Annotated in this window: 19 protein-coding genes and 2 pseudogenes; 17 read left to right on the top strand and 4 right to left on the bottom strand. The window is 49.4% G+C overall.

Annotated elements, in window-relative coordinates; genetic code table 11:
• Window positions 1-22: 22 nt before the first annotated feature.
• Window positions 23-388: a 6-carboxytetrahydropterin synthase QueD gene (gene queD, locus VPR01S_RS01975; protein WP_021703619.1), complete on the top strand. Its 366-nt coding sequence runs from the start codon at window positions 23-25 to the stop codon at window positions 386-388.
• A gap of 507 nt (window positions 389-895) precedes the next feature.
• Window positions 896-2,050: an amino acid permease gene (locus tag VPR01S_RS01970; protein WP_021703618.1), complete on the top strand. Its 1,155-nt coding sequence runs from the start codon at window positions 896-898 to the stop codon at window positions 2,048-2,050.
• Window positions 2,051-2,114: 64 nt separating this feature from the next.
• On the opposite strand, the gene VPR01S_RS01965 is transcribed toward VPR01S_RS01970, so the two are convergent.
• The 3 genes from VPR01S_RS01965 to VPR01S_RS01955 all read right to left on the bottom strand — a co-directional run bounded on the left by VPR01S_RS01965 (window position 2,115) and on the right by VPR01S_RS01955 (window position 5,694).
• The gene (locus tag VPR01S_RS01965; protein WP_021703617.1) at window positions 2,115-3,476 is read right to left on the bottom strand and encodes an L-serine ammonia-lyase; all 1,362 of its coding nucleotides are present in this window, start codon (window positions 3,474-3,476) and stop codon (window positions 2,115-2,117) included.
• 95 nt (window positions 3,477-3,571) lie between these two features.
• Window positions 3,572-4,825, bottom strand: a complete 1,254-nt coding sequence (locus tag VPR01S_RS01960; RefSeq protein WP_021703616.1) for an aromatic amino acid transport family protein — start codon at window positions 4,823-4,825, stop codon at window positions 3,572-3,574.
• A gap of 299 nt (window positions 4,826-5,124) precedes the next feature.
• Window positions 5,125-5,694: a CoA pyrophosphatase gene (locus tag VPR01S_RS01955; RefSeq protein WP_021703615.1), complete on the bottom strand. Its 570-nt coding sequence runs from the start codon at window positions 5,692-5,694 to the stop codon at window positions 5,125-5,127.
• Window positions 5,695-5,858: 164 nt separating this feature from the next.
• On the opposite strand from VPR01S_RS01955, the pseudogene VPR01S_RS01950 reads away from it, so the two are divergent.
• Both VPR01S_RS01950 and VPR01S_RS01945 read left to right on the top strand, forming a co-directional pair.
• A pseudogene (locus VPR01S_RS01950) lies at window positions 5,859-6,395 on the top strand (heme NO-binding domain-containing protein).
• Window positions 6,396-6,399: 4 nt separating this feature from the next.
• Window positions 6,400-8,103, top strand: a pseudogene (locus tag VPR01S_RS01945) (ATP-binding protein).
• Between the two features lie 5 nt (window positions 8,104-8,108).
• Here VPR01S_RS01945 and pabB read toward each other — a convergent pair.
• A complete protein-coding gene (pabB, locus tag VPR01S_RS01940) occupies window positions 8,109-9,497 on the bottom strand; it encodes an aminodeoxychorismate synthase component 1 (protein ID WP_040902127.1) in 1,389 nt (462 codons plus the stop codon).
• Window positions 9,498-9,664: 167 nt separating this feature from the next.
• Here pabB and VPR01S_RS01935 point away from each other — a divergent pair, with 167 nt between their 5' ends.
• The 13 genes from VPR01S_RS01935 to VPR01S_RS01875 all read left to right on the top strand — a co-directional run bounded on the left by VPR01S_RS01935 (window position 9,665) and on the right by VPR01S_RS01875 (window position 23,874).
• A complete protein-coding gene (locus VPR01S_RS01935; RefSeq protein ID WP_021703609.1) occupies window positions 9,665-11,182 on the top strand; it encodes a fumarate hydratase in 1,518 nt (505 codons plus the stop codon).
• 124 nt (window positions 11,183-11,306) lie between these two features.
• Complete coding sequence (locus VPR01S_RS01930; RefSeq protein WP_021703608.1) at window positions 11,307-11,492, top strand: hypothetical protein; 186 nt, start codon at window positions 11,307-11,309, stop codon at window positions 11,490-11,492.
• Window positions 11,493-11,610: 118 nt separating this feature from the next.
• A complete protein-coding gene (locus VPR01S_RS01925) occupies window positions 11,611-12,987 on the top strand; it encodes a YcjX family GTP-binding protein (protein WP_021703607.1) in 1,377 nt (458 codons plus the stop codon).
• Window positions 12,984-14,015: a YcjF family protein gene (locus VPR01S_RS01920; RefSeq protein ID WP_021703606.1), complete on the top strand. Its 1,032-nt coding sequence runs from the start codon at window positions 12,984-12,986 to the stop codon at window positions 14,013-14,015. The genes VPR01S_RS01925 and VPR01S_RS01920 overlap by 4 nt, the downstream gene beginning before the upstream one ends.
• 104 nt (window positions 14,016-14,119) lie before the next feature.
• Complete coding sequence (tyrR, locus tag VPR01S_RS01915; protein WP_021703605.1) at window positions 14,120-15,664, top strand: transcriptional regulator TyrR; 1,545 nt, start codon at window positions 14,120-14,122, stop codon at window positions 15,662-15,664.
• Window positions 15,664-16,242: a ribosomal protein S5-alanine N-acetyltransferase gene (rimJ, locus tag VPR01S_RS01910; RefSeq protein WP_021703604.1), complete on the top strand. Its 579-nt coding sequence runs from the start codon at window positions 15,664-15,666 to the stop codon at window positions 16,240-16,242. The genes tyrR and rimJ overlap by 1 nt, the downstream gene beginning before the upstream one ends.
• Before the next feature lies 1 nt (window position 16,243).
• Complete coding sequence (locus VPR01S_RS01905) at window positions 16,244-16,846, top strand: HD domain-containing protein (RefSeq protein WP_021703603.1); 603 nt, start codon at window positions 16,244-16,246, stop codon at window positions 16,844-16,846.
• A complete protein-coding gene (locus VPR01S_RS01900) occupies window positions 16,846-17,319 on the top strand; it encodes a DUF2947 domain-containing protein (RefSeq protein ID WP_021703602.1) in 474 nt (157 codons plus the stop codon). The genes VPR01S_RS01905 and VPR01S_RS01900 overlap by 1 nt, the downstream gene beginning before the upstream one ends.
• An 883-nt stretch (window positions 17,320-18,202) precedes the next feature.
• On the top strand, window positions 18,203-18,799 hold the full coding sequence (locus VPR01S_RS01895; protein ID WP_052035713.1) for a GTP cyclohydrolase II: 597 nt from the start codon (window positions 18,203-18,205) through the stop codon (window positions 18,797-18,799).
• A 237-nt stretch (window positions 18,800-19,036) separates the two neighbouring features.
• Window positions 19,037-20,299, top strand: a complete 1,263-nt coding sequence (locus tag VPR01S_RS01890; RefSeq protein ID WP_021703600.1) for an imelysin family protein — start codon at window positions 19,037-19,039, stop codon at window positions 20,297-20,299.
• Window positions 20,300-20,392: 93 nt separating this feature from the next.
• Entirely contained in the window at window positions 20,393-21,772 is a 1,380-nt protein-coding gene (locus VPR01S_RS01885) for a di-heme oxidoreductase family protein (RefSeq protein WP_021703599.1), read from the top strand.
• Between the two features lie 10 nt (window positions 21,773-21,782).
• Window positions 21,783-22,808 carry an imelysin family protein gene (locus tag VPR01S_RS01880; RefSeq protein ID WP_021703598.1) on the top strand — a complete coding sequence of 342 codons (1,026 nt, stop codon included), beginning with the start codon at window positions 21,783-21,785 and terminating at the stop codon, window positions 22,806-22,808.
• Complete coding sequence (locus VPR01S_RS01875; protein WP_021703597.1) at window positions 22,789-23,874, top strand: DUF1513 domain-containing protein; 1,086 nt, start codon at window positions 22,789-22,791, stop codon at window positions 23,872-23,874. Before VPR01S_RS01880 ends, VPR01S_RS01875 begins: the two co-directional genes overlap by 20 nt.
• Window positions 23,875-24,076 lie beyond the last annotated feature (202 nt).

Genomic DNA, 24,076 nt, shown 5'->3' with positions numbered 1-24,076 from the left:
CTTTGAAAGGCAGAGAATCAAGATGAAAACAGAATTGTATAAAGAGTTTATGTTTGAGGCAGCCCACCGCCTGCCGCACGTGCCGGAAGGGCATAAGTGTGGACGTTTGCATGGTCACTCTTTTTTAGTTCGTCTTTACGTAGAAGGCGAAGTGGATCCGCACACTGGTTGGGTCGTGGATTTCTCTGAAATAAAAGCCGCATTCAAGCCTATCTACGATCGCCTGGACCACTATTATCTCAATGATATTGAAGGGTTAGAGAACCCGACCAGTGAAGTGTTGGCAAAGTGGATTTGGCAACAGCTCAAACCTGCTTTACCGCTGCTGAGCAAAGTGGAAATCAAAGAGACCTGCACGGCGGGTTGTATTTATATCGGTGAGGAATAAACCTCAGTGAGCCGTCCTGATTTGGGTTGGAAAGTGTCAACCTTATTTAGGACGGTACACGTTACACCGCCAAACAAAAAAGCGAAGCAAACAGCTTCGCTTTTTTGTATCGTGATTTGGGTTGTGTGTTTCTTAACCGTTTGGTCATGATGAGTCTATCAGTCGTTGCAATCGTTTCGTCAGGCGATAATATGACCCTATCTCGGGTAGGGATTGATTAGCGAAATGGAAGGCTAAGAGACCAAAAAGGGAATGTCACTGACGGACAGAACAATGAAATTCAAAATCACAACCCCCATTATTGAGCCGACTGAAGGGTCGCCACATTGCAAACCGCTTGTTATCACGCCTCCATTCTTATCATGCGCCGTTAGCGCCTCCCGCTTTGTTCACTCCTTTATTGCGTTGCGATTTATTACCCCTCAAGCACGATTTTCGTATTGTTTTTGATTTAACCGTTATTGCGGTTTAACGCCTATCTTTTTCACAACACAGAATTTATAAAATATGAATATTAAGCTTTTGGGAAGCTCCCTGATCATTGCAGGTACAGCTTTAGGTGCGGGTATGCTCGCGATTCCGATGGTGCTGGCTCAATTCGGGCTGATGTACGGTACGGCGCTGATGTTGCTGATCTGCTTCGGTACTACGTACGCGGCGCTACTGCTACTCGAAGCGACGATTAAAGTCGGGGATGGCCTCGGTTTGCACTCCATCGCACGCCAGTCTTTGGGCAAAGGCGGGCAACTGCTCACGAATGGCTTGCTGTATGCGTTACTGATTTGTCTTTTGATGGCCTACATATTGGGCGCGGCTGATTTGGTCGGTAAGTTGTTTCAAAGCCTGGGTGTGACACTGACGGCAACACAAAGCCAGATTCTGTTTACCGCAGTCGCCGGCGCTGTGGTCGCTTGCGGTACGGGCGTTATTGATAAGCTAAACCGAGTCCTGTTTTTCATTATGCTGGCCAGTCTGGTGAGCACTCTGTTGATCCTGTTGCCATTCTTTTCGTTCGAGAATGTGGCCCAGGCGGGGGAGACCGATTTTGTTGGCCTGATCAAAACCAGCCCAATTCTGTTCACCAGCTTTGGTTTTCTGGTCGTGATTCCGGCTCTAGTGTCTTACAACCAGGAAGCGACCGACCGCCAGTTAAGAAACATGGTCATTGTTGGTTCGATGATCCCGCTGGTGTGCTATTTATGTTGGTTGTTCGCTGTCGTGGGGAATCTGGATGTAGCGCAGTTGAAGCAGTTCAGCAATGTGTCTGACTTAATGACGGTGTTCCAGCAGCGCTCTCCTTGGATTGGCACAATTTTGTCGGTATTCACTGGCCTGGCGTTGCTGACGTCGTTTTTTGGTGTGGCCATGGCGCTGTTTACACAAAATGTGGATGCGTTCAGACAGAACAAACTGGTGACGTATTTGCTCACATTTGCTCTGCCTCTGGCGGGTTCGCTGCTTGCCGCAGATCAGTTTCTGGCGGTGTTGAGCTACGCGGGTATCATTCTGGTCTTTCTGGCTATTTTTGTACCGCTGGCAATGGTTATCCGCTTGCGTCGTGCGGGCGAGGCCGATGCGCGTTATCGCACCGAAGGCGGTATGCCGATGCTAGTGTTCACACTGCTATTTGGGGTGTTCTTGTTGGTGTCTCAGCTGACTTAAGCCTAAATATGACAGCAAATAAAAAACCCGGGACATGCCCGGGTTTTTTGATCTTGAGTGTCGATTAACACACGACTTTGATCGCCAAACCGCCTTGTGACGTTTCACGGTATTTCGCGTTCATGTCTTTGCCGGTTTCCAGCATGGTTTCGATAACTTTATCCAGCGAAACACGTGGCGCTGAAGAGCGACGCAGAGCCATACGCGATGAGTTGATCGATTTCACTGCTGCGATACCGTTACGTTCGATACACGGAACCTGAACCTGACCGGCCACTGGGTCACACGTCAGACCCAGGTTGTGTTCCATAGCGATCTCGGCCGCCATGCATACCTGTTCAGGGCTACCGCCCATCAACTCAGCCAGGCCGGCCGCAGCCATAGAACACGCAACGCCGACTTCGCCCTGACAACCAACTTCTGCACCAGAGATTGAAGCATTGCGTTTGTACAGACCGCCGATTGCGCCAGAAGCGGCGAAGTAACGGATGTAATCTTTTTCCGTCACCGTCTGAATGAACTTGTCGTAGTACGCCAAAACTGCAGGAATGATACCGCAGGCACCGTTGGTTGGCGCGGTAACCACCCGTCCGCCAGCGGCGTTTTCTTCGTTAACGGCAAAAGCAAACATGTTTACCCAGTCAACCACAGACATTGGATCGTTGGTGGTCTTCTCAGACGTCATCAACTGTTGACGCAATGCCGCCGCTCGACGTGGTACACGCAGAGGCCCTGGCAGAATGCCTTCAGTGTTCATACCGCGTTCCATACATTCGCGCATGGTTTTCCAGATATTGGCGTAGTAGGTACGAATTTCTTCGTCTGAATGCAGAGCGTGTTCGTTCTGCATCACCAGCGCACTGATCGACAGTCCGCTCTCTTTACAGTGATTAATCAGTTCTTCAGCTGACGTGTACTCGTAAGGGACTTTGATCGGATTTTCAATTTCTTTACCGAAGTTCTCTTCGTCTACGATAAAGCCACCACCGATAGAGTAGTAGGTTTTCGAGTACGCTTTTTCTTCGTCGATCCAAGCGTGGATTTGCATGCCGTTCTCATGCAGTTCCAGATTGGTTTTGTGGAAGTTCATTCCGCCTTCACGAGGGAATGACACCGTATGACAGTGCATGCCAACAGGTAGACGTTCCGTTTCCTCTACACGTGCAATAAAGCCCGGAATAGAATCGATATCTACTTTCTCAGGAGTGTTGCCAGCAAGACCCATGATGATCGCGATATCTGTATGGTGACCTTTCCCTGTCAGTGATAATGATCCATAAACGTCGACGGTAATTTTAGTGATGTCGCGCAGCTTTCCCATAGAGCGCAGGTCATCAATAAACTCTTTACCCGCCTTCATTGGACCAACAGTGTGTGAACTGGATGGTCCAACGCCGATTTTATAGATATCAAATACACTAATCATTTTGATTACCTCAAAATTAAGCCTCCCGAGGAGGAGGGAGGCTTATTATTATCGTTATGTGTTTGTCTTTATTCTCGTCTGTATCGGCTGCGAGATTAAAGAGCGCTGTAGATTACAGAACTAATGGCAGCAAAACCACAGATTACTGTGAAAATCTGAACAGGTGCTGAAGTTTTGTACTTCGCCATTGCTGGTACTTTTTGCATCGCAAAAACAGGCATCAGGAACAGAATCGCTGCAATCATCGGTGCACCCATGGTTTCGATCATGCCCAGGATGCTTGGGTTGTATACGGCAACAGCCCAAGTGGTAATAACGATGAACAGCAGTGAGCCTTTCTCAATGTTGCTTACTGGAGCATCGGAGCGAGACTTGATCAGACCAACCAGACCTTCGTGAGCACCCAGGAAATGGCCAAAGTAGCTTGATGTGATAGCTGCAAAGGCAACCAGTGGACCCATGTATGAGATCAGTGGTGATTCGTGAATGTTTGCCAGGTAAGACAGAACGGAAATGTTTTGCTCTTTTGCCATCGCCAGCTGCTCTGGAGACAGAGAAAGCACGACAGAGAACACGAAAAACATGACAAAACCCATCAGCATCATTGCTGCACCGCCAGTAATAGCGTCAGTTTTGCTTACCGCTTTTTCACCATATACACGACGTTGTTCTTTTGAGAACTGCGAGATGATTGGGCTGTGGTTGAATGAGAACACGATGATTGGAATCGCCAGCCATACGATGGTTGGCATTGAGCCCCAGTCTGGTGCGACATCCATCATTGAGGTGTTCCACTCAGGGATCAGGTAAACAGACAACGCCAGCAGGATGAATACCAGAGGGTAAACCATTGCTGAAGTGGCTTTTAGCATCAGATCTTTACCGAACACGACACCTGCGGTCATCGCCAGAATCAGGGCGCCAGACAGCAGCCAGCGAGGAATGGATTCCATGCCGATTTGGTTAACCAGGAAAGAGTCAACCGTGTTGGTGATGCCGACGCCGTAAATAAGAACGATCGGATAGATGGCGAAGAAATAGGCGAATGTAATAAGGTTGGCGCCAGTCTTACCGAAATGTTCTTCTACGGTATCGGTGATGTCTGCTTCAGGGTTTTTCGCAGACAGAACGAAACGAGCCAGAGATTTGTGGGCGAACCACGTCATTGGTGCAGCAATTAAAGCTAAGATTACTAATGGCCAGAAGCCGCCAGCACCCGCTTTGATCGGGAGAAAAAGAACGCCGGCGCCGACCGCTGTACCGAACAGCGACAGACACCAAGTGAAATCTTTGTAAGTAAACTTACTAGAAGATTGTGCGGTAGAAACCGCAGAAGTGTTAGAGTTCATATTGGAATACTCATTTTTGGGAACAGGAAATAAGTCGGGCGCAATTTTGCAAGATTTTGTTGCACCAAAAATAGATCTAAATCATGTATCGCCCGCGCTTATTGAATGATATGTCAAAAACCGGCGTTTTATCACGAAAATATCGTGCCACACATGATTATTGCTAATGATTGGAATTAGAAAAACTAATCTGGGTGATAATTTATTCTGATGAGTGTGATCGCAACCGATTTTCTTTTTGAGGGGTGAGAAAAACTAATCTGAACCATAGCAAATGAGAACTGTTGAATATTCATTTCCTAAGCGATCTGTTTTTGCATGGCCTGAATGATTTGCGCGGTCATGCCCCATATGAAGTGATGCTGATATGGAATAGCAAATATACGATGAGCCGTGTCTTTAATCTGAAACGTTTGGGTAAATAAATTGGTTTTGCTGAACACATAATCTGCGGGGACTTCGAATGCTTCATCCACTTCGTTTTTATCGATCGTCAACTGATAATCCTGATCGATAAACGCCAGTACCGGGGTGACAGCAAAACGGCTGATGGTCGCCAGTTCAGGAAGATGGCCGAATATTTCAATTTGATCAGGACGAATGCCTGTTTCTTCAAAGGTTTCGCGTATTGCTGTGTGATACACTGACAAATCATCCGTTTCTTTTTTCCCGCCAGGAAAGCTGACTTGCCCCGGGTGGTGACGCAAATGCATCGCCCGACGGGTAAACAGAACATTGAGGCCGGAATCACGTTCAATGAAGCCGATGAGCACGGCCGCTTCGCGCAGGTGTTCTGAACGCAGGTGTTCGGTTCTGCGCAGCGCTTCTGCGTGATAACGGGCAGGGCGTTGCAATTGGAAATTCCGCATTAATGTGCTTCTGGTCAGTTTCACTGGCTCTCCTGTCTGAAAATCATGATTTGCTACGCGGTGCATAATATGAATGAACACCATAAAGCCGTGGCTAATTATTTGAAAAAGCCGAAGTTCTCGATCATGCTTTACCTAGCTAATAATAAAGGTAGCTCATAAAGATGAAAGGCATTATTTTTACTGAGTTCATGGATTTAGTCGAAGAGAAGTTTGGGTTAGAGGTTCTGGACACCGTCCTCCGCATGTCAGCCAACCCGGGTGCATATACCTCTGTTGGCAGTTACGATCACCGGGAGTTGGTCAGGCTGATTCAGAATCTCAGTCAAGTGACCGGTGTTTCCGCTGAACAACTGCAACAGCTTTTTGGCCGGGCAGCGTTCGACAACCTGTATCTGAGCCTGCCGTCCAATGTCAGCACTCCGTACTTTTCCTCTTGTTTCGCTTTTATCCGTCATGTCGAAGAATACATTCATCTGGAAGTGAAGAAACTGTACCCGGATGCGAAACCACCCAGATTTGAGTTTATCAGTGAGTAGAAAAGCTATATGGAGTTCGACTATCGCAGCGCCCGTTGCCTGGCTCACGTGTGTTTCGGGTTGATCAAAGGGTGCGCTGCCCATTTTGGAGAGCGTGTCGATATTGTCATGACACTGCAATCCGCTCCCAGCCATGTGCGTTTTGCTCTGACTTTGGTTTAAAACCATGTCTGAAGATTCGGCGTTACAGCGTAAACTCATCCGAGAAAAAGCCGCCCGTCAGGAAGCGGAACAACTGCTTGAGCAAAAAAGCCTGGAACTTTACCGACTCAATCAGAAACTCAGCGTTGCGCTGACGCACCTTGAACTGAAATCGGAATACGACATCTCTAAGCTGGAGTTTAACCATCAGGTTGATCACGCCTTAATCCAGTTTGGTAGTGCCTTTCTCTCCCATACTCTTGATGACCGCCTGCTCAACCGACTGCTGGATTGACTCAGGCATGCTTCCGTTATATTGAGAGCCGGGTTATCGCTCAACTCGGGGCTATTGAACAGCATTCGCTCGTCATGGTTCGGGGATTCAATGCTGCAGCGGAAAATTCATCAATTCCATTTGGTGTGCTGGCATGACAACTTTCTGAGTCTGCCCTTGCTTGTTGATGGCGAATCCGTTGGTGCGTTGTTGCTTGAAGTTGAGCATGGCATGGTCGAGCGGGAATACATTGAAGAGCAGATGCTGCTGGTCAGAGATTTATTGGCAAGCGCACTGACCCGGCAAATCAGAGCGGAAGAAACCATAGACGCTCGCCAGCGTGCGGAAGCCTCCGAGCGAGCGACAAAAGAATTCGTTGCGATGATCAATCACGAACTCAGAACACCCTTAAATGGTCTATTGGGCAACGCTGAACTGTTGGCGAGTACGTCTCTGGATAGTCATCAACAGCAGTTTTTGAGCAATTTGGTGCACTCTGGCGAGCTGCTCCGGGTCATCATCAATGATCTGCTCGATTTCAGTAAAATCAGTGCCGGAGTGATGGCGCTGATTGTGGCGCCGTTTGACTGGCACGATCTGGAAAAGGTCATGCTGGGGATCTTCACACCCAAGGCGACCGAGAAAGCGATTCAGTTTGTGATTGAACAACGTACCGTCATTCCACAGTGTCTGATGGGCGATCAAGAGCGTATCAGCCAGATTCTGGTCAACTTGATCGGCAATGCGATCAAGTTTACTCATACTGGCATGGTCAAGCTGGTCGTGAGCTACACCGATGACGGATTGGAATTTCAGGTTCAGGACACGGGGGTCGGCATTCCGTCTTCGGCGCTGGCAACCTTGTTTGATCCCTTCGTGCAGGCTGACCGTTCGACCAAACGTCATTATGAGGGCTCAGGACTAGGGCTGGCGATCTGTCACAATCTGGTCTCGCTGATGAAGGGGCAACTGGACTGCCAAAGTGTCGAAAATGTCGGCTCGACGTTTCGGGTGTTGCTGCCGCTGCGCCGGGGGAGCAAGCCAGTCAAGCGCAACAACAAATCCGGTCAACTCAACGAGCGCCTGAAACCCTTGTCAGAGCTGAAAGTGTTAGTGGTTGATGACATCCGTATGAATCAGATCATCGTGCAGGAAATGCTGAAAAAGTTCGGCATCATGCCCGACACCAGCTTCACCGGACTGGAAGCGCTTCAGGCGGTGGAAGGCAATCGCTACGATTTGATCTTTATGGATTGCCGGATGCCTGAAATGGACGGTTTTGAGGCGACAGAGCGACTGCGCAGTTTGGGTTATGGAATGCCGATCATCGCGATTACGGCCGGAACTACGCTGGAAGAGCGGAAACGGTGCATCGTCTGCGGCATGAACGATATTCTGACGAAACCCTACACGGCCGCAGACCTGGAGAAGATGATACGTAAGTGGGTGCGCTAGCGCGCTCAGTGCCTGGCTAATACAGGCAGAATACGGCTCAGTTTATCCAGTGTTTCCTGATATTCAGCGTCGCACTGACTGTCAGCCACCACGCCACCGCCGGCCCAGGCAAACAGTTGGCCTTGTTCCGCTACCAAAGTGCGTATAGTGATGCTGGTGTCCATCCGACCATGGCGACTGATATAGCCGATGCTGCCGCAGTAGGCGCTGCGGCGGTGAGGTTCCAGCTCTTCAATGATTTCCATCGCGCGAATTTTTGGTGCACCGGTAATGGAACCGCCAGGAAAACTGGCGCGCAGCAAATCCGTCGGTGAATATGCCGGATCCAGCTCAGCTCGAATAGTGCTGACCAGATGATGCACCGCAGGAAAGCTTTCAATATCAAATAACTTGGGCACATGCACACTGCCGGGCTTGGCTACGCGGCCAAGGTCATTACGCAGCAGGTCAACGATCATCAGGTTTTCAGCCTGATCCTTTTCAGCTTCGGCCAGTTCTCTGGCGCTGGCCGCATCGGTTTGTGGATCTTCCGAGCGCGGCCGAGTACCTTTAATGGGTTTGGTCTCAATCATACGTTGATTGACTTGCAAAAAACGTTCGGGAGAGACACTGAGTATGGCGCCGCTTTCGGTACGAATAAAGGCGGAAAATGGTGCCAGATTGAAACGCTCTAGCTTGTCGTAGGCTTGCCATTCGCTACCGTGATACCGGGCGGAAAAACGCTGAGCGAGATTGATCTGGTAGCAGTCACCGGACAACAGGTAATCTTGCACCTGGTTGAATTTGTTCGTGTAGTCGGCTTTGCTCATATTGGAGGCCCAGCCGGACGTCAGGGTGAAAGCGTCAGTCGTTTTCGCCTGCTGAGAGCACAGCCATTGCCAGCGCTGCTCTACCTGGTTACCGACGACATAGGCGGAGTGTTGCTGATGATCAACGATCAATGCCCAATCATACAGGCCTACCGCCATATCAGGAGTGTGGAGATCACGCGCCGCCAACTCTGGCATCACCTCAACGCGACGGCCCAAATCGTAAGCAAAATAACCCAGAGCGCCCCCCACAAACGGGAGATCCAAATCGCAGGTCACCTCCGGGAGCCACTGTTGCTGCAACTGCTGAATTAAGGCAAAAGGATCCGCTTTGGAGAGGTAAGATTCGGAAGGCGTCTGAATTTCGGTCTGTTGTTGACGGGTGGTCAGGGTCGCCACCGGACAGGCCACCAGAATATCGAATCGACTGTCAATATGCGACTCGGATGCGGAACGCAATAACATCGCCCAGGGCTGATGTTCGATGTTGCAAAACAGTTGCTTAGCAAGCTCAGTATCATAACTGACCGCTTTTGTTTGAATGGGATTCAGGTCGTTGTTATTCATTTGTTTAATTTGTGACAAAGAGTTCGATCACTGCATGGCGTGTTGAGGAAAGCAAGAGTATCATATCCGAATCTAACGCCGCTACTTCAGTCGTTTTGTTGCAGTCACACGCCGATTGGCGCTTCTGTCCGTCCAAATGACAAGTCAGTGGCGACAATGGAAGCATAATTATAATGAGGCATGCAATGACGGTAATTCGCAAGCAAGATGTGATCAGCAGTGTCGCTGATGCACTTCAGTATATTTCCTACTATCACCCTCTCGACTTTGTTCAAGCCCTTGAAAAAGCCTATCACCGTGAAGAAAGCCAGGCAGCCAAAGACGCCATCGCGCAGATACTGATCAACTCCCGTATGTCGGCAGAAGGCCACCGACCGATTTGTCAGGACACGGGTATTGTGACCTGTTTCGTCAACATCGGCATGGGGGTTCAGTGGGACTCGACGGACATGACAGTCCAGCAGATGGTTGATGAAGGCGTACGTCAGGCCTACACCAATCCGGATAACCCGCTGCGTGCCTCGGTACTGATGGATCCGGCTGGTAAACGCATCAACACCAAAGACAACACACCTGCGGTTGTGCACATCAACATGGTGCCGGGTAATAAAGTAGAAATTCAGATCGCGGCGAAAGGCGGCGGCTCTGAAAACAAAACCAAGATGGTGATGTTAAACCCATCCGATGACATTGCCGAATGGGTAGAAAAAACACTGCCGACTATGGGAGCGGGCTGGTGTCCACCGGGTATGCTGGGTATTGGTATTGGTGGCACAGCAGAAAAAGCCGCGGTGCTGGCCAAAGAGTCTTTGATGGAACACATCGATATTCAGGAACTGATCGAACGCGGCCCACAAAATGCGGAAGAAGAGCTTCGTTTGGATATCTTTAACCGAGTCAACAAGTTGGGCATCGGGGCGCAAGGTTTGGGCGGTCTGACGACTGTGGTGGATGTGAAAATCAAAACTGCGCCGACGCATGCAGCGTCGAAACCAGTATGTTTGATCCCCAACTGTGCAGCGACGCGTCACGTACACTTTACGCTTGATGGCAGCGGCCCGGCGGATCTGCAACCACCGAAGTTGGAAGAGTGGCCGCAAATCACTTGGGAAGCGGGGGCGAACACACGTCGTGTTAACCTGGATACGGTCACGGCTGAAGACGCCCAGCAATGGAAGACCGGCGAAACGCTGTTGTTGTCTGGTAAGATCCTGACGGGTCGTGATGCGGCGCACAAACGCATCCAAACCATGCTCGACAACGGCGAAGGCTTGCCTGAGGGCGTGGATTTCAAAGGCAAATTCATTTACTACGTTGGTCCGGTTGATGCTGTAGGTGATGAAGCGGTCGGCCCTGCTGGCCCAACGACGTCGACTCGTATGGATAAGTTTACCGACATGATGCTCGAGAAAACCGGCATTATGGGGATGATTGGTAAGGCTGAACGGGGCCCTGCGACGGTTGAATCGATCAAAAACCATAAAGCGGTGTATCTGATGGCGGTTGGCGGCGCCGCGTACCTGGTCTCGAAAGCAATCAAGAAAGCACGCGTGGTGGCGTTTGAAGATCTGGGCATGGAAGCCATTTATGAATTCGAAGTCGAAGATATGCCAGTGACCGTTGCGGTCGATTCATCGGGCGTGAACGCGCACCAGGTGGGCCCGGACACATGGAAAGTCAAAATTGCTGAAATGGAAAAGTAACGACTCAGCAGAAGACTGTGACAAAATGCTGATTTTACTAGCAAACATTTGACATAAGTGCAGCGTATGCTGCACTTTTTGTCTATATAATGAATGATTAATTTAAAAACGTCAGGAGAGCGCTATGCCTCGCTTTATTCAAATTTTGCAGATCATTATCGCGGTCGTGATAGGCGGCTTTGTGGGCTATGATCTGATTCTCCATGGTATCAGTATCTTCGACGAGAAATACGTCACGATCAGCTGTGTGCTGTGGGTGCTGGTCGAGATTTCATTGTTTGTCATCTACAAGCTGATTGAAGACGATTAGTCTTAAGAACTGCAACTTTCTATAAGCCCCTGATTTAACTCAGGGGCTTTTTCGTTCATCTCGTATTAAGATTGATGAATATAAACTACGCCCGTCTTGGTAATTTGAGGGAGACTGAATGAAGCGTATTACCCAAGAAGTGAATGACTTTATTAATCGCGGGTTGGACTCTCATGTCCGTATCGCTGTTACCGGCTTATCCAGAGCCGGCAAGACGGCCTTTATCACTTCTATGGTGAATCAATTACTTCACACATCGACACACGACAATTTGCCCTTATTGGCGGCTGCGCGTGATCAGCGGATCATTGGCGCTAAGCGAGTACCACAGGTCAACATGATGGTGCCGCGTTTCTCCTATGACGAAGCGATGGCACATTTGCATGCTGCCCCTCCACAATGGCCTGAGCCGACGCGTGATGTCAGCGAAATTCGGCTGGCGATCAAGTATCAGCCGAAAAGTCGGACCAAAAAACTGCTCAGCCGTACCAGTACGCTGCATCTTGATATTATTGATTATCCGGGTGAATGGTTGCTGGATTTGCCGTTGCTGGAGATGGACTTCGATACGTGGTCACAAACGCAGTTTGACGCGATGACGGGTTTGAGAGGCTCATTGGCACAAGCGTGGCTCACCGAGCTGGGGTCGCTCGACCTGCGAGCGGAAGTAAACGAGAAACAGTTGGAGCAAATCGCTCAGAGTTACACCCGTTATCTGCACGACTGCAAGGCGAGCGGGCTGCACTGGGTGCAACCGGGCCGCTTTGTCCTCCCGGGGGAATTGGATGGTGCGCCAGTCCTGCAGTTTTTTCCGGTTTTGCTGGATGGGGGTGATAAAGCCGATAAGCGCAGTAACTACACGGCATTGAAATCACGCTATCAGGAATATCAACAGAAAGTGGTGAAAGCTTTCTATAAGCATCACTTTTCCACGTTTGATCGACAAATTGTGTTGGTGGATTGTCTGTCGCCGCTGAACTCTGGTGCCGAGTCGTTTCACGACATGCGCCATGCGTTGGAGCAGATCATGAAAAGCTTCAAGTATGGACGTAGTAGTCTGCTTAAGCGTTTGTTTTCCCCCAAGATCGATAAAGTGTTGTTCGCGGCAACCAAAGCGGATCACGTAACGCCGGAGCAGCACCCTAATCTGGTCGCTCTGTTGCAGCAGATGGTACATCCGTCCTGGCAGAGTGCGGCGTATGAAAATATCGGGATGAGCTGCATCAGTATGGCGTCGGTTCAGGCGACGCAATCTGGTTTTATCTCTTCCGGTGATGAGCGCACGCCTGCGCTTCAGGGATACACGCTGGACGGTACTGCGCTGACGGTCTTTCCGGGAGAAGTGCCGAAGAAACTGCCAGGCTCAGGCTTCTGGCAAAACAAAGGATTTGAGTTCAGTGCGTTCCGGCCGATGGCTTCGGAGTCAGACGAGCCGCTTAGGCATATCCGTATGGACAAAGCGTTAGAAACTTTGATTGGAGATAAATTGAAATGAGTGATTTGAAGAGCAAGCAAATTTTCGATCAGCCACTCAACGATGCTCCTCTCGAGCAAGATGAGCTCACCGCTCAGCAGCAATTTAACGCCGAACAGCGTTTTGTACCACAGACTGCTGAGAGTGAGTCTTCCGACGCCATGCCTGAGCAGCAGTTGGAGCAGGTCATTCGTCCGCGAAAGGGACGCAAATGGCTGGCCACGGGTTTGTCTATCACATTTGCCGCGCTGTTGGGATGGCAAGCGGTTGATTCGCTGGTGGGCGCGATTCAGCAGAGCGACTGGCTGGCTTTGGGCTGGTCTGGCTTTATCGCCGGTTTGTCAGCGCTGGGTATCGGCGCTATTGGCAAAGAATTATGGAAACTGCGCCGATTGCGCAATCATTTCAGCGTTCAGGAGCAGAGTGAGCAACTTATCCTCAACGACAGCGTCGGACATGGTAAAGCATTTTGTGAACAGTTGGCGAAAGAGAGCGGTGTACAGCCGGAAAGCCCGGCTTATGATCGCTGGTTCAACAGTGTGCATGATGCGCACAGTGATGCCGAAATTCTGGATATGTACGATGCGATGGTGGTTGCTGAACAAGACAAACAAGCCACCAAAGTGGTGTCTCAGTTTTCAACGGAAGCCGCCGCATTGGTCGCGATCAGCCCGTTGGCGATTGCAGATATGTTGTTGGTTGCCTGGCGCAACTTCAAGATGATCGATAAACTGGCGGAGATATACGGCGTTGAATTGGGGTATTGGTCGCGCATCAAGTTACTGAAAGCCGTGTTCATCAATATGGCCGCGGCCGGAGCCGGTGAATTGGCTGTTGACGCTGGTATGGATCTGTTGTCGATGGATCTAGCGGGGCGCTTGTCTGCGCGCGCAGGGCAGGGGCTTGGTGTGGGCATTCTCACGGCCAGACTTGGTCTGAAGGCCATGTCACTGTTGCGTCCGATGCCCTGGCACAAAGACCGCGCGGTGAAACTGAGCGCAATTCGTAAGCAAATTGTGGCAAAAGTCACTGCGATTACAATGAAATAGCAGCGAATGTGATGTCGACTCACGGAGACTTCTTGACGCGATTCAGACCTTAGGCGAAACTACTGTCAACTTTTCCTGACACCTTCGAATTTAGGGACTTTCCAGTGCGTCTAGAAGTTTTCTGTGAAGATAGACTCGGTCTTACCCGTGAGCTACTCGATATTCTTGCCTCCAGAAACATTGATTTGCGCGGCATTGAAATTGATATTTCTGGCATTATCTACCTTAACTGCCCGGATATCGACTTTGATACCTTTAGTGAACTGATGGCAGAAATCCGTCGCATCTCTGGTGTCAAAGACGTTCGTAAGATTCAGTTTATGCCGATGGAACGGCATAACACCGAACTGATTTCTCTGTTGAATAATCTGCCGGATCCGGTTCTGGCGATTGACCTCAAAGGTCATGTTGATATGGCCAACCACGCTGCGCTCAGTTTGTTTAGCCAAAACGAAGACCAGATTCTTGCGCAGCAGATTTCGACACTGTTACCCAGTTTCAATTTCTCAAAATGGGCGGAAGGCACCATCACGCGCAAGCGCGAAAACCTAGTGATTGACGGCTTAGATTACGTCATGGAAATTATGCCGGTCTACATTACCAGTGAAGCGAAAGAGTCTATTCTGGCCAGTACGGTGATGATCATTCGCAGCGCCGCACAACCTGCGTTGATAGACCAGATGTTGCCAGAGCAGAACAATCTCGGCTTTGAACATTTTGTTGGCGTTTCCAATAAGCACAAGGCTTTGATTGGGCAAGCGAAAAAGCTCTCGATGCTTGATCAGCCTTTGCTGATTGAAGGCGAAACCGGTACCGGTAAAGAGATGCTGGCACGCGCTTGCCACAACCGCTCTCACCGCGCGTCAGAACCTTTTTTGGTCCTGAGTTGTGCTTCGATGCCGGATGATGTGGCCGAGACTGAGTTATTTGGTCATGCTCCGGGATCGTTTAATCACGAGCAAGGACACAAAGGCATCTTTGAACAGGCGAATGGCGGAACCGTCTTTCTTGACGAAATCGGCGAGATGAGCCCGCACCTGCAAATTAAACTGCTGCGTTTTCTTCAGGACGGTACATTCCGCCGAGTGGGCGAAGAGCACGAAGTGCACGTGGATGTTCGGGTTATTGCCTCGACGCGCCATCAGTTGTCCGATTTGGCAGAGTCGGGGTCATTCCGTGAAGATTTGTTCTATCGCCTCAATGTACTAACGCTACGCATTCCGCCACTGCGCGAACGCGCCAGCGATATTGCACCGCTACTGGAATTGTTTGTCGCCAAGTACATCAAGCAACTTGGTATGATGAAACCCGAACTCAGTGAAGATTTGGTGGACCAGCTCTCGAACTATCAATGGCCGGGCAATATGCGTCAACTGGATAACATGGTACTGCGGGCGCTGACCGAGTTGTCCGCAGATACACTGACGATTGATTTGTTCCATTTGCCGCAGTTGGAAAGTGTGTCCGGCAGTGCACCGAGTATTAATCTTGATGGTTCGCTGGATGAAATTATGAAAGAGTATGAAGCTCAGGTGTTGGAACGTTTGTATCAGTCTTTCCCATCCAGTCGTAAACTGGCCAAACGACTGAATGTGTCGCATACCTCGGTGGCGAATAAACTGCGCGACTACGGGATCAGAAAGAAATGATGGATAAAATCAGCACGCCCGCGCAAGTGTATGAAGTCGATGACGATATCATACTGAGAACCGCCGACGTTACCGATGCTGCAATGATTGTGGACTACTACAGTACCAATCGGGTTCACCTTCAGCCATGGGAACCCAAACGAGAGCAGGCATTCTACTCGGTACAGGGCTGGACACAGAAATTGATCAAGTTGCATGAGTTGCACAAGATGGGGCTTGGCTACTACCTGATCATCATCGAACGTGAGACAGGGGCCATGCTGGGAACCATTTCATTCAGTAACCTGACTCGTTTTCCATTTCATGCCTGTAACGTTGGTTACTCACTGGCCGAGCAAGCGCAAGGGCGGGGCGTGATGACCCGGGCATTAAGAATGGCAGTGGACTACATGTTTCGTATCCAGAACATGCATCGCATCATGGCCGGTTACATTCCGGCTAACAAGCGCAGTGAATCGGTGTTGGAAACCATCGGCTTTGAACACGAAGGGTTTGCTAAAGATTACCTGTTGATTAACGGGCGCTGGGAAGATCATAACCTGATGGCGCTGATCAACCGAAACTGGAAAGAGGTCTGATATGAACCAAAGGTTGGAACAACAGTTGGCACTGGTATTGGAACTGGATCGCCTTAAGTCTGTTCTCAGGCGAACCCGTGTGAAAAGTGCGGACAAACGCCTGGAGAACAGTGCAGAGCACAGTTGGCACGTTGCCCTAATGGCAGTGTTAATGGAAGAACACGCCAATGAGCCGGTCAATATCGACCGGGTGGTCAAGATGTTGCTGATCCATGACGTTGTTGAAATTGATGCGGGTGATACCTTTGTTTATGATGTTGCCGCTTCTGAGCTGCAAGCGCAGAAAGAGATGGCAGCGGCAGAGCGGTTGTTTGGTATGTTGCCGGACGATCAGGCCAGAGAACTGAAAGCGTTATGGCTGGAATTTGAGAGTGCTCAATCGGGCGATGCCCGTTTCGCCAAAGCGCTGGATCGCATCATTCCCATGTTGTTGAATTATCATAATCAAGGGCAAAGCTGGCAGGAAAATGGTGTGAAAACCGAGCAAGCGCTGAGCATCAACCGACGTATCGAAGATGGCTCAACAGTGCTGTGGGAAAAAGCCCAACAAATGATAGAAGACGCCACCGCAAAAGGGTGGCTTCAAGGTAACGAGGAAAATTAATGTCGTATTTGCCTTTGGATCAATACCAAAGAAAATGGATTTTTACTCACCAATCGATGCCGGTTGCCAGTGATGATCTTGAATGGATCAAACCGATGACACAGGCAAGGTCCGCACAATTGTGGAAAGACAACATCAGTGCACAAAGCCCAGATTCAGAAAGACTCAGTGCATCAGACTGGCCTCAGAAAGAGAGCAACTGGGTCGGAGAAGTAGACTGGATGCTAGCCTGGGAAGACGATGAGGTCGGTTTGCCTGCGGAAATTCTGGCTCATTTGGATTGGCAAGATGATGTAACTGTCTATTTCTGCTATGAAAAGTACAATGTGATTGAAACGAAATGGTCTGTGTTTAAAAGAAACTGGAAGAACTTTTTATTTTATGATGACGGGCCAATATTAATAGCCAGAAGACGAAATGAAGCACTTTGGTTCAATTCCCTCGGTATGGTTAAACTCGGTAATCGCAACTGATCTAAAAAGGCAACATGATGTTGCCTTTTTATTTTCATCATCATCAAGATCTATTTAACGAGTTTAATCGCATATCGATATGCAATTATTTTCTCGGACGGCATATCTTAGCAATCGAAAATAAAAATCTCATAAGTGAATGAATAAAAAGAAATAATTATATTTTTCTAAAGAGTTCTGTTTGTTCATTCTCTAATTCATACAACTGCAATCAGAAACATTGATAATATTCAAGGTGATCATTTTATTCGGCTAATAGATCAAATGATCTTAAAAAAGATCAATAGATCTTATAGAGATAAACTGTGATGGTTATTCCATATTTTGGAATTGAGTGCCCGATTAATAATCAATATGATATTATTTAATTACAGTTAAAGAATTATTAGATTCCGGGAAAAAGCAGTGGACTCGTTAATCTCTCAATTAAAGAAGGATTTTTACGCGCAGATAAGTTCTCTGCAGTCGTATACGCTTCCTCAATCTAAGCCAACGCTTTCGTTATTAACGGAAGAAGAATTAAGAGAGTTGGAAAATGTGTGGATTGAACTTTCTGTTTGGAAGAAAAAGCAAACACACTAATATCATTTAACTTTATACGGATTTCCCAGAAACCTTCGTTAGTCATCTGACGAAGGTTTTTTATTGCCATTAAACTAAAATGTTATATTATAACATTTTGCTGCATCGATTGGTGAACGCCTGTGGATTGCTGTGTACTTCCGCTCCTCCCAGCACTAGACGGGGTGGGAGCTGCGAGATACAGAAGTGATCTAATCGTTGAAATCTCGGGTATCAACCCCCATGATAAGTGGCAACAGAGAGTGCAGTAATGCATGGTTTAATAGTATCGCAGCGTGCGACATTGCAAGTGAGTGGGAATATGGCGGAAGTAAGAGCCAGAGTAGATTTTAAAGTCGGAGCCAAAAGCAACATTGATGCGGAAATTCTCTCATTCCGTGGTCTGAAAACGGACAAAGAACATGTTGCGGTTATTTTTAAACAGGCCGATCACAATGACCCGGTACCACTGGTTCGTATGCATTCAGAATGTCTGACCGGAGACGTGTTCCACTCTTCACGCTGTGACTGTGGTGAGCAGTTGGAAGAAACCATTAATAAGATGGGCGATACGGGCGGCATTATCCTTTATTTGCGTCAGGAAGGTCGTGGTATTGGTCTTTACAATAAGATTGACGCTTACCGTTTGCAAAGTGAAGGAATGAATACCTACGAAGCCAATAACCATCTTGGTTTTGGTGATGACCTGCGCGATTTCACTGAAGCGGCACAAATGCTGAAAGCTCTGGGGGTATCTAAGATCCGTCTGGTGACTAATAATCCTAAGAAAGTACGTGAGCTTAAAGAGCACGGTATTGATATTGAAGAAGTGGTGAATACATCGGCGCACATCAAGTCTGGTAATGAAAATTACCTCAAGGCCAAAGTCGCCCACGGGAAGCACCATCTCAAACTGTAGCCGGTTGTTATCGGTTAAGCCCCGCTTTTGCGGGGCTTTTTTTGGCCACTACATCGGTAATGATGTGAGTGTGGTTGTGTATTGAAAGCAGAAATGTGCTGTCTTTGAAGTGTTTTGAAACAAAAAAGTTGAAAACAAAATGTAAATTTGTATTATCTGACTTTAGAAGTGCAAATGAGAATAATTAGCACTAGCAATGAATTAAGATTACAAGTAGCTCAACAAGGATGCTTCAAAATGACTGTAAACCCTTTTCTAACCCGTTCTCTTGCTGCATCTCTGATTGCATTGAGCGGTTCAGTGATGGCGACCAACGTAACTCAGGATCAAGTTGTCGAACATTACGCTGATCTTGCGCATGCTGTCTTTGCCGACTCACTGACCACCGCACAAGCGTTGGACAAATCAATTGATACGTTTCTGGCGGCTCCGTCAGAAGCCAAACTTAACCAAGTAAAGCAAGCCTGGTTGGCTTCACGCGTTTCCTACCAACAGTCTGAAGTTTTCCGTTTTGGTAACGCCGTAGTTGATGATTGGGAAGGCCAATTGAATGCCTGGCCGCTGGACGAAGGGCTGATCGATTACGTGAGTTCGGACTATCAATATGAGCTTGGCAATGAAGGTGCGCAGGCGAATATTGTCGCCAACAAGCAACTGAAAATCGGAGCGACAACCATTGATACCGCAAAGATTACACCTGAGTTGATTGCCAATCTGAACGAAGTTGGCGGCTCAGAAGCAAACGTGGCGTCGGGTTACCATGCGATTGAGTTCCTGCTGTGGGGGCAAGATTTGAATGGCACCAACGCAGGAGCCGGTGCGCGTGCGTACACCGATTTTGTGGTGGGTGAAGGCTGTACGAATGATCATTGTGATCGCCGTGGTGAATACCTCAAAGCTGCTGCGGACCTGTTGGTGCAGGATTTGGCGTGGATGGAAAAACAGTGGTCGGCTGACGAAAAAGGCAACTACCGCGAATCTCTGCTCAATGAGCCTGCTGAAAATGGCGTTCGTAAAATGCTGTTCGGTATGGGCTCTTTGTCGCTGGGTGAGCTGGCTGGCGAACGCATGAAAGTGGCGTTGGAAGCGAACTCGACCGAAGATGAGCACGATTGCTTCTCCGACAATACGCATAACTCGCACTATTACAATGAGCAGGGAATTTACAACGTTTACACGGGTGAATATAAACGTGCTGATGGTTCAACCCTGAGCGGCCCGGGTATCGCGGCGCTGGTAGAGCAAAAAGATGCTCAAGCAGCCAAGGAAATTCAGCAGCAGTTTGATACCACTCTGCTCCAGGTCAACAAGTTAGTGATCTCTGCTGAAAAAGACAATCAGCACTTCGATCAACTGATTGCTGCAGGCAATGCGAAAGGCAATGCACTGGTGAATGACACGATTACATCACTGGTGGCACAAACGTCTGCGATTGAACGCGCGGCTAATGTGATTGGTATCGACAGCTTGAACCCGGACACAGCTGATCACGAATTTTAAGCAGAACAACAACATAACCAAGGGCTCACTATGAGCCCTTTTGCCGTTTGCATTTGAGTGAGAAGCGGCGATTTTTTGCATGAGAGCCATGTTATGAAGAAGTACCTTGCTGCGGCCACCCTGGCGTTGTTATCAACCCATGCGATGGCGTATGGAGTCAAGTCCGGCGGCGACACGAGCACAAAAAAGCAAGGGCCAAATGCCTACTCACTGCCGGCTTCCAACCTGCCACTTGCTAAGCGTCTGGATTTTAGTGTTGGGAACAGTTTTTTCCGTAACCCTTGGGTTCAGTCTCCGTCTTCAACCGACGCCAGAGATGGACTCGGCCCACTGTTCAATACCAACGGTTGTCAGAACTGCCACATCAAAGATGGTCGTGGTCATCCACCTGAGCGAAATGACCAGCATGCGGTGTCGATGCTGGTTCGGCTCAGTATTCCAGCGATGACCGCAGAACAGAAACACGTGTTTATTCGAGACGGTGTCGTGCCTGAGCCGACTTATGGGGCGCAACTGCAGGATTTCGCGTTGCCGGATCAAAAGGCAGAAGGGGTGGTCGATATTACATACACATCGATTCCTGTCCTTTTTTCTGACGGGACACAAGTGACGTTACGCAAACCGAAGCTTAAGATTGTGGACTTGCAATACGGCCCAATGCACCCTGAGACTCAATTCTCTGCCCGTGTTGCTCCGCCGATGATTGGCCTGGGCTTGTTAGAGAGCATACCGGACAGCACGCTGCTGACCTGGGCGCAATCTGGTGACGGTCGTAATGGCATTTCGGGGAAAGTAAACCGGGTGTGGGATGTGCAAAAACAACAATTTGCCATTGGTCGTTTTGGCTGGAAAGCTGGTCAACCGACGCTGATGCAACAAAATGCGGCCGCATTTAATGGCGATGTTGGACTGACCAGTAACCTGTTTCCTAACGAAAACTGTACCGCAAAGCAGACGTTGTGTGATGAGTTACCAAATGGCGGCTCGCCGGAAGTCAGTGATAAGATTCTGAAGTTCGTTGAGTTCTATTCTCAGCATTTGGCGGTACCAGTGCGACGCAATGTGAATGATCCGGCGGTCAAGTATGGACAAACCTTGTTTGCCGAAGCCGGTTGCGACAACTGCCACAAACCGAGTGTGAAGACGGCGGTGCGTGCGGATCTTCCGGCGTTATCAGGGCAGGAAATTCATCCCTATACAGACCTGTTGCTCCACGATATGGGGGAAGGGTTGGCAGATAATCGCGATGAATACCTTGCTAATGGGCGAGAGTGGCGGACGCCGCCATTGTGGGGGATTGGTTACACGCAGGAAGTGAATGGGCACACGTATTATTTACATGATGGCCGGGCTCGTAATCTAATGGAAGCGGTATTGTGGCACGGCGGTGAGGCGGAGCCTGCGAAACAAGCCGTACTCAAGTTTAATGACGCACAACGTCAGGCGCTGATCGCCTTTCTGAATTCACTATAAGGGGATAACCATGAATTGTAGTCAACTCGCGCGTTTTGGTGTCGCGATAGTCAGTCTGAGCGGGTTTGCCGGTGGTGTCTCTGCTGCGTCGCCAACGCCGCATATCAGTCATCCGGTTTATCAGCTGGAATCTGCATCGGCTCAGCGTTTCTCAAGCGCAGCGGAAGCGCTTAACAAAGCGTTTTCCGCGTATTGTGCAGGCGGTCGCAACCATCCAGAATCAGTGAAAAAACAGTGGCACCAAACTATGAATGCCTGGATGGCGTTGCAGGGTCAGGAGCGTGGCCCATCGCAAGCGCTGGAGCAGAGCTGGAATATTCAGTTCTGGCCAGACAAGAAAAATACCACCGGTCGTAAAATGTCGGCGTTGGTCGAACAGCATCGGCACTGGACGCCAGAACAAATTTCAAAGCAGAGTGTTACGGTGCAGGGATTGGGCGCTATCGAATGGCTGCTCTATGACCGAGCCTCCGATCTGGCGGCAAACCCGGCCACCTGCGACACGGGTGTCGCCATAAGTGGCAATTTGCTAATCAATGCGGCGCATATTGCAAAAGCGTGGGAAACCAACCCATGGATCCAACTGGATACGCAAAACTGGTATGCGGAATACATTGCTGTGTTGTCGAATCAACTTGAATACAGCATGAAAAAACTCAGCCGACCAATGGCAAAAATCGGACATCCTCGACCGTACTTCTCAGAATCCTGGCGTTCGAAGAGCTCAATGCTCAATCTCAAAGCCAACGTAGAAGCGTTACAGGCTCTGTATGTGGCCGACGGTAAGGGTTTGGACCAGTTGCTGCGCCAACGCGGTAAAGCAGATCTGGCAGACTCAATCAAAGCGCAGTTTGAAGCGACGCTGGTGGCTTGGCCTGAACAATCGAGCTTGTTTGATTTGCTGCAAAGTCGTGAAGGCTATCAGTCGGTGCTGGCACAATTTAACAAGTTGGAGCAGCTTAAGTATTTGATTCATGAAGAAGTCGCGGTAGAGCTGGGCGTCGTAATAGGATTCAATGCAACCGATGGTGACTGATCAAACAAGACGCGGCCTGCTTAAAGCCGCATTTGCCGGAGGCGCGGTATCAATGATGCCGCTTTCGTTCGCTTCGGCTGGTACACCTGCGCCCGCACTGGTCGGTTGCGCGATTCGTGGCCGGGAACAATTTTCTGCAGTAGTGGCCGATGAGTCCGGTATGCCGCTGACTCAGGTGCCATTACCCGCCCGAGGGCATGGGGTAGCAATCAACACTAAATCAGGCCACGCCGCTGCGTTCGGCCGTCGTCCTGGGACGTTTTTTCTGGTGTTTGATTATCGCACCGGCGAAACAGTAACACTCACACTGGCGGCCAAGGATCGTCATTACTATGGTCATGGTGTGTATTCCAATGACGGCCGCTGGTTGTATGCGACAGAAGGAGAGCGCGGTACCAGTCGCGGTATCATTGGTGTCTATGACTCTACTCAGCAATATCGTAAAGTCGAAGAGTTTCATGGCTTTGGTTTGGGGCCGCATGAGGTTATTCTCATGCCGGACGATACACTGGCTATTGGGGTCGGTGGTGTGCACACCAATGGAAGGGCGCCACTCAACCTGGATTCGATGCAGCCGAGCCTGAGTTACCTGAGCCCAACGGGTCAATTGTTGGATCAAGTTTCGTTGGGGGATCACCACCTTAGTATTCGCCATCTGGCGCACGATGGCGATCACACGGTGTTGTGTGGTCAGCAATATCGGGGCGAACCGGATGAATATCCTGCTCTTCTTGCAATGCACACCCGAGGAGGCGCCATGATTCCGCTCGATGCTGAACCCGAAGAGTGGGCGCGTTTCAATCATTACATTGCCAGTATTGCCGCAACAGAAGAGTGGATTCTGGCTACCTCACCACGGGGCAATTGTTATGGGATCTGGTCGAAAGCCAGTCGACAACTGGTGGAGCTGGCGGCTTTGCCGGATGCTTCCGGGGTGGTGACTGCTGACAAGGCATTTCGCATCAGCTCGGGGTCGGGCAACGTGATTACCCATCCTTACCCACAAGCCAAACAGAGTGTCGCGTCCGGCGTGATGTGGGATAACCATTGGTCTGCCATTCGCTAGCCAGATGACTTTCCTTCCCTGACAGGTAATCCCGGTGTGGCCTTCTGAATTGTGTCCAAGTCCGCCGGGCTGCCGTCCCGCCTCAAAAAGTTAACCCTAGCTAACGCTTGATTCTCTGCCATACTTTTATTGCGTATTCAGTGCGTATTGCTGCTTTGCGACAGCATTAGCACTGACGCAGTGGAATGGGAGAACGCTTAGG

Source organism: Vibrio proteolyticus NBRC 13287, assembly GCF_000467125.1.
Classification (GTDB): Bacteria; Pseudomonadota; Gammaproteobacteria; order Enterobacterales; family Vibrionaceae; genus Vibrio; species Vibrio proteolyticus.
This window is presented reverse-complemented; position numbering and strand designations above follow the sequence as displayed.

What these genes read in the sequence shown, in the direction of transcription:
- queD (WP_021703619.1), top strand. Translation starts at nt 23, where the DNA reads ATGAAAACAGAATTGTATAAAGAGTTTATGTTTGAGGCAGCCCACCGC.
- VPR01S_RS01970 (WP_021703618.1), top strand. Translation starts at nt 896, where the DNA reads ATGAATATTAAGCTTTTGGGAAGCTCCCTGATCATTGCAGGTACAGCT.
- VPR01S_RS01965 (WP_021703617.1), bottom strand. Translation starts at nt 3,476, where the DNA reads ATGATTAGTGTATTTGATATCTATAAAATCGGCGTTGGACCATCCAGT.
- VPR01S_RS01960 (WP_021703616.1), bottom strand. Translation starts at nt 4,825, where the DNA reads ATGAACTCTAACACTTCTGCGGTTTCTACCGCACAATCTTCTAGTAAG.
- VPR01S_RS01955 (WP_021703615.1), bottom strand. Translation starts at nt 5,694, where the DNA reads ATGCGGAATTTCCAATTGCAACGCCCTGCCCGTTATCACGCAGAAGCG.
- VPR01S_RS01935 (WP_021703609.1), top strand. Translation starts at nt 9,665, where the DNA reads ATGACGGTAATTCGCAAGCAAGATGTGATCAGCAGTGTCGCTGATGCA.
- VPR01S_RS01930 (WP_021703608.1), top strand. Translation starts at nt 11,307, where the DNA reads ATGCCTCGCTTTATTCAAATTTTGCAGATCATTATCGCGGTCGTGATA.
- VPR01S_RS01925 (WP_021703607.1), top strand. Translation starts at nt 11,611, where the DNA reads ATGAAGCGTATTACCCAAGAAGTGAATGACTTTATTAATCGCGGGTTG.
- VPR01S_RS01920 (WP_021703606.1), top strand. Translation starts at nt 12,984, where the DNA reads ATGAGTGATTTGAAGAGCAAGCAAATTTTCGATCAGCCACTCAACGAT.
- rimJ (WP_021703604.1), top strand. Translation starts at nt 15,664, where the DNA reads ATGGATAAAATCAGCACGCCCGCGCAAGTGTATGAAGTCGATGACGAT.
- VPR01S_RS01905 (WP_021703603.1), top strand. Translation starts at nt 16,244, where the DNA reads ATGAACCAAAGGTTGGAACAACAGTTGGCACTGGTATTGGAACTGGAT.
- VPR01S_RS01900 (WP_021703602.1), top strand. Translation starts at nt 16,846, where the DNA reads ATGTCGTATTTGCCTTTGGATCAATACCAAAGAAAATGGATTTTTACT.
- VPR01S_RS01895 (WP_052035713.1), top strand. Translation starts at nt 18,203, where the DNA reads ATGGCGGAAGTAAGAGCCAGAGTAGATTTTAAAGTCGGAGCCAAAAGC.
- VPR01S_RS01890 (WP_021703600.1), top strand. Translation starts at nt 19,037, where the DNA reads ATGACTGTAAACCCTTTTCTAACCCGTTCTCTTGCTGCATCTCTGATT.
- VPR01S_RS01885 (WP_021703599.1), top strand. Translation starts at nt 20,393, where the DNA reads ATGAAGAAGTACCTTGCTGCGGCCACCCTGGCGTTGTTATCAACCCAT.
- VPR01S_RS01880 (WP_021703598.1), top strand. Translation starts at nt 21,783, where the DNA reads ATGAATTGTAGTCAACTCGCGCGTTTTGGTGTCGCGATAGTCAGTCTG.
- VPR01S_RS01875 (WP_021703597.1), top strand. Translation starts at nt 22,789, where the DNA reads ATGCAACCGATGGTGACTGATCAAACAAGACGCGGCCTGCTTAAAGCC.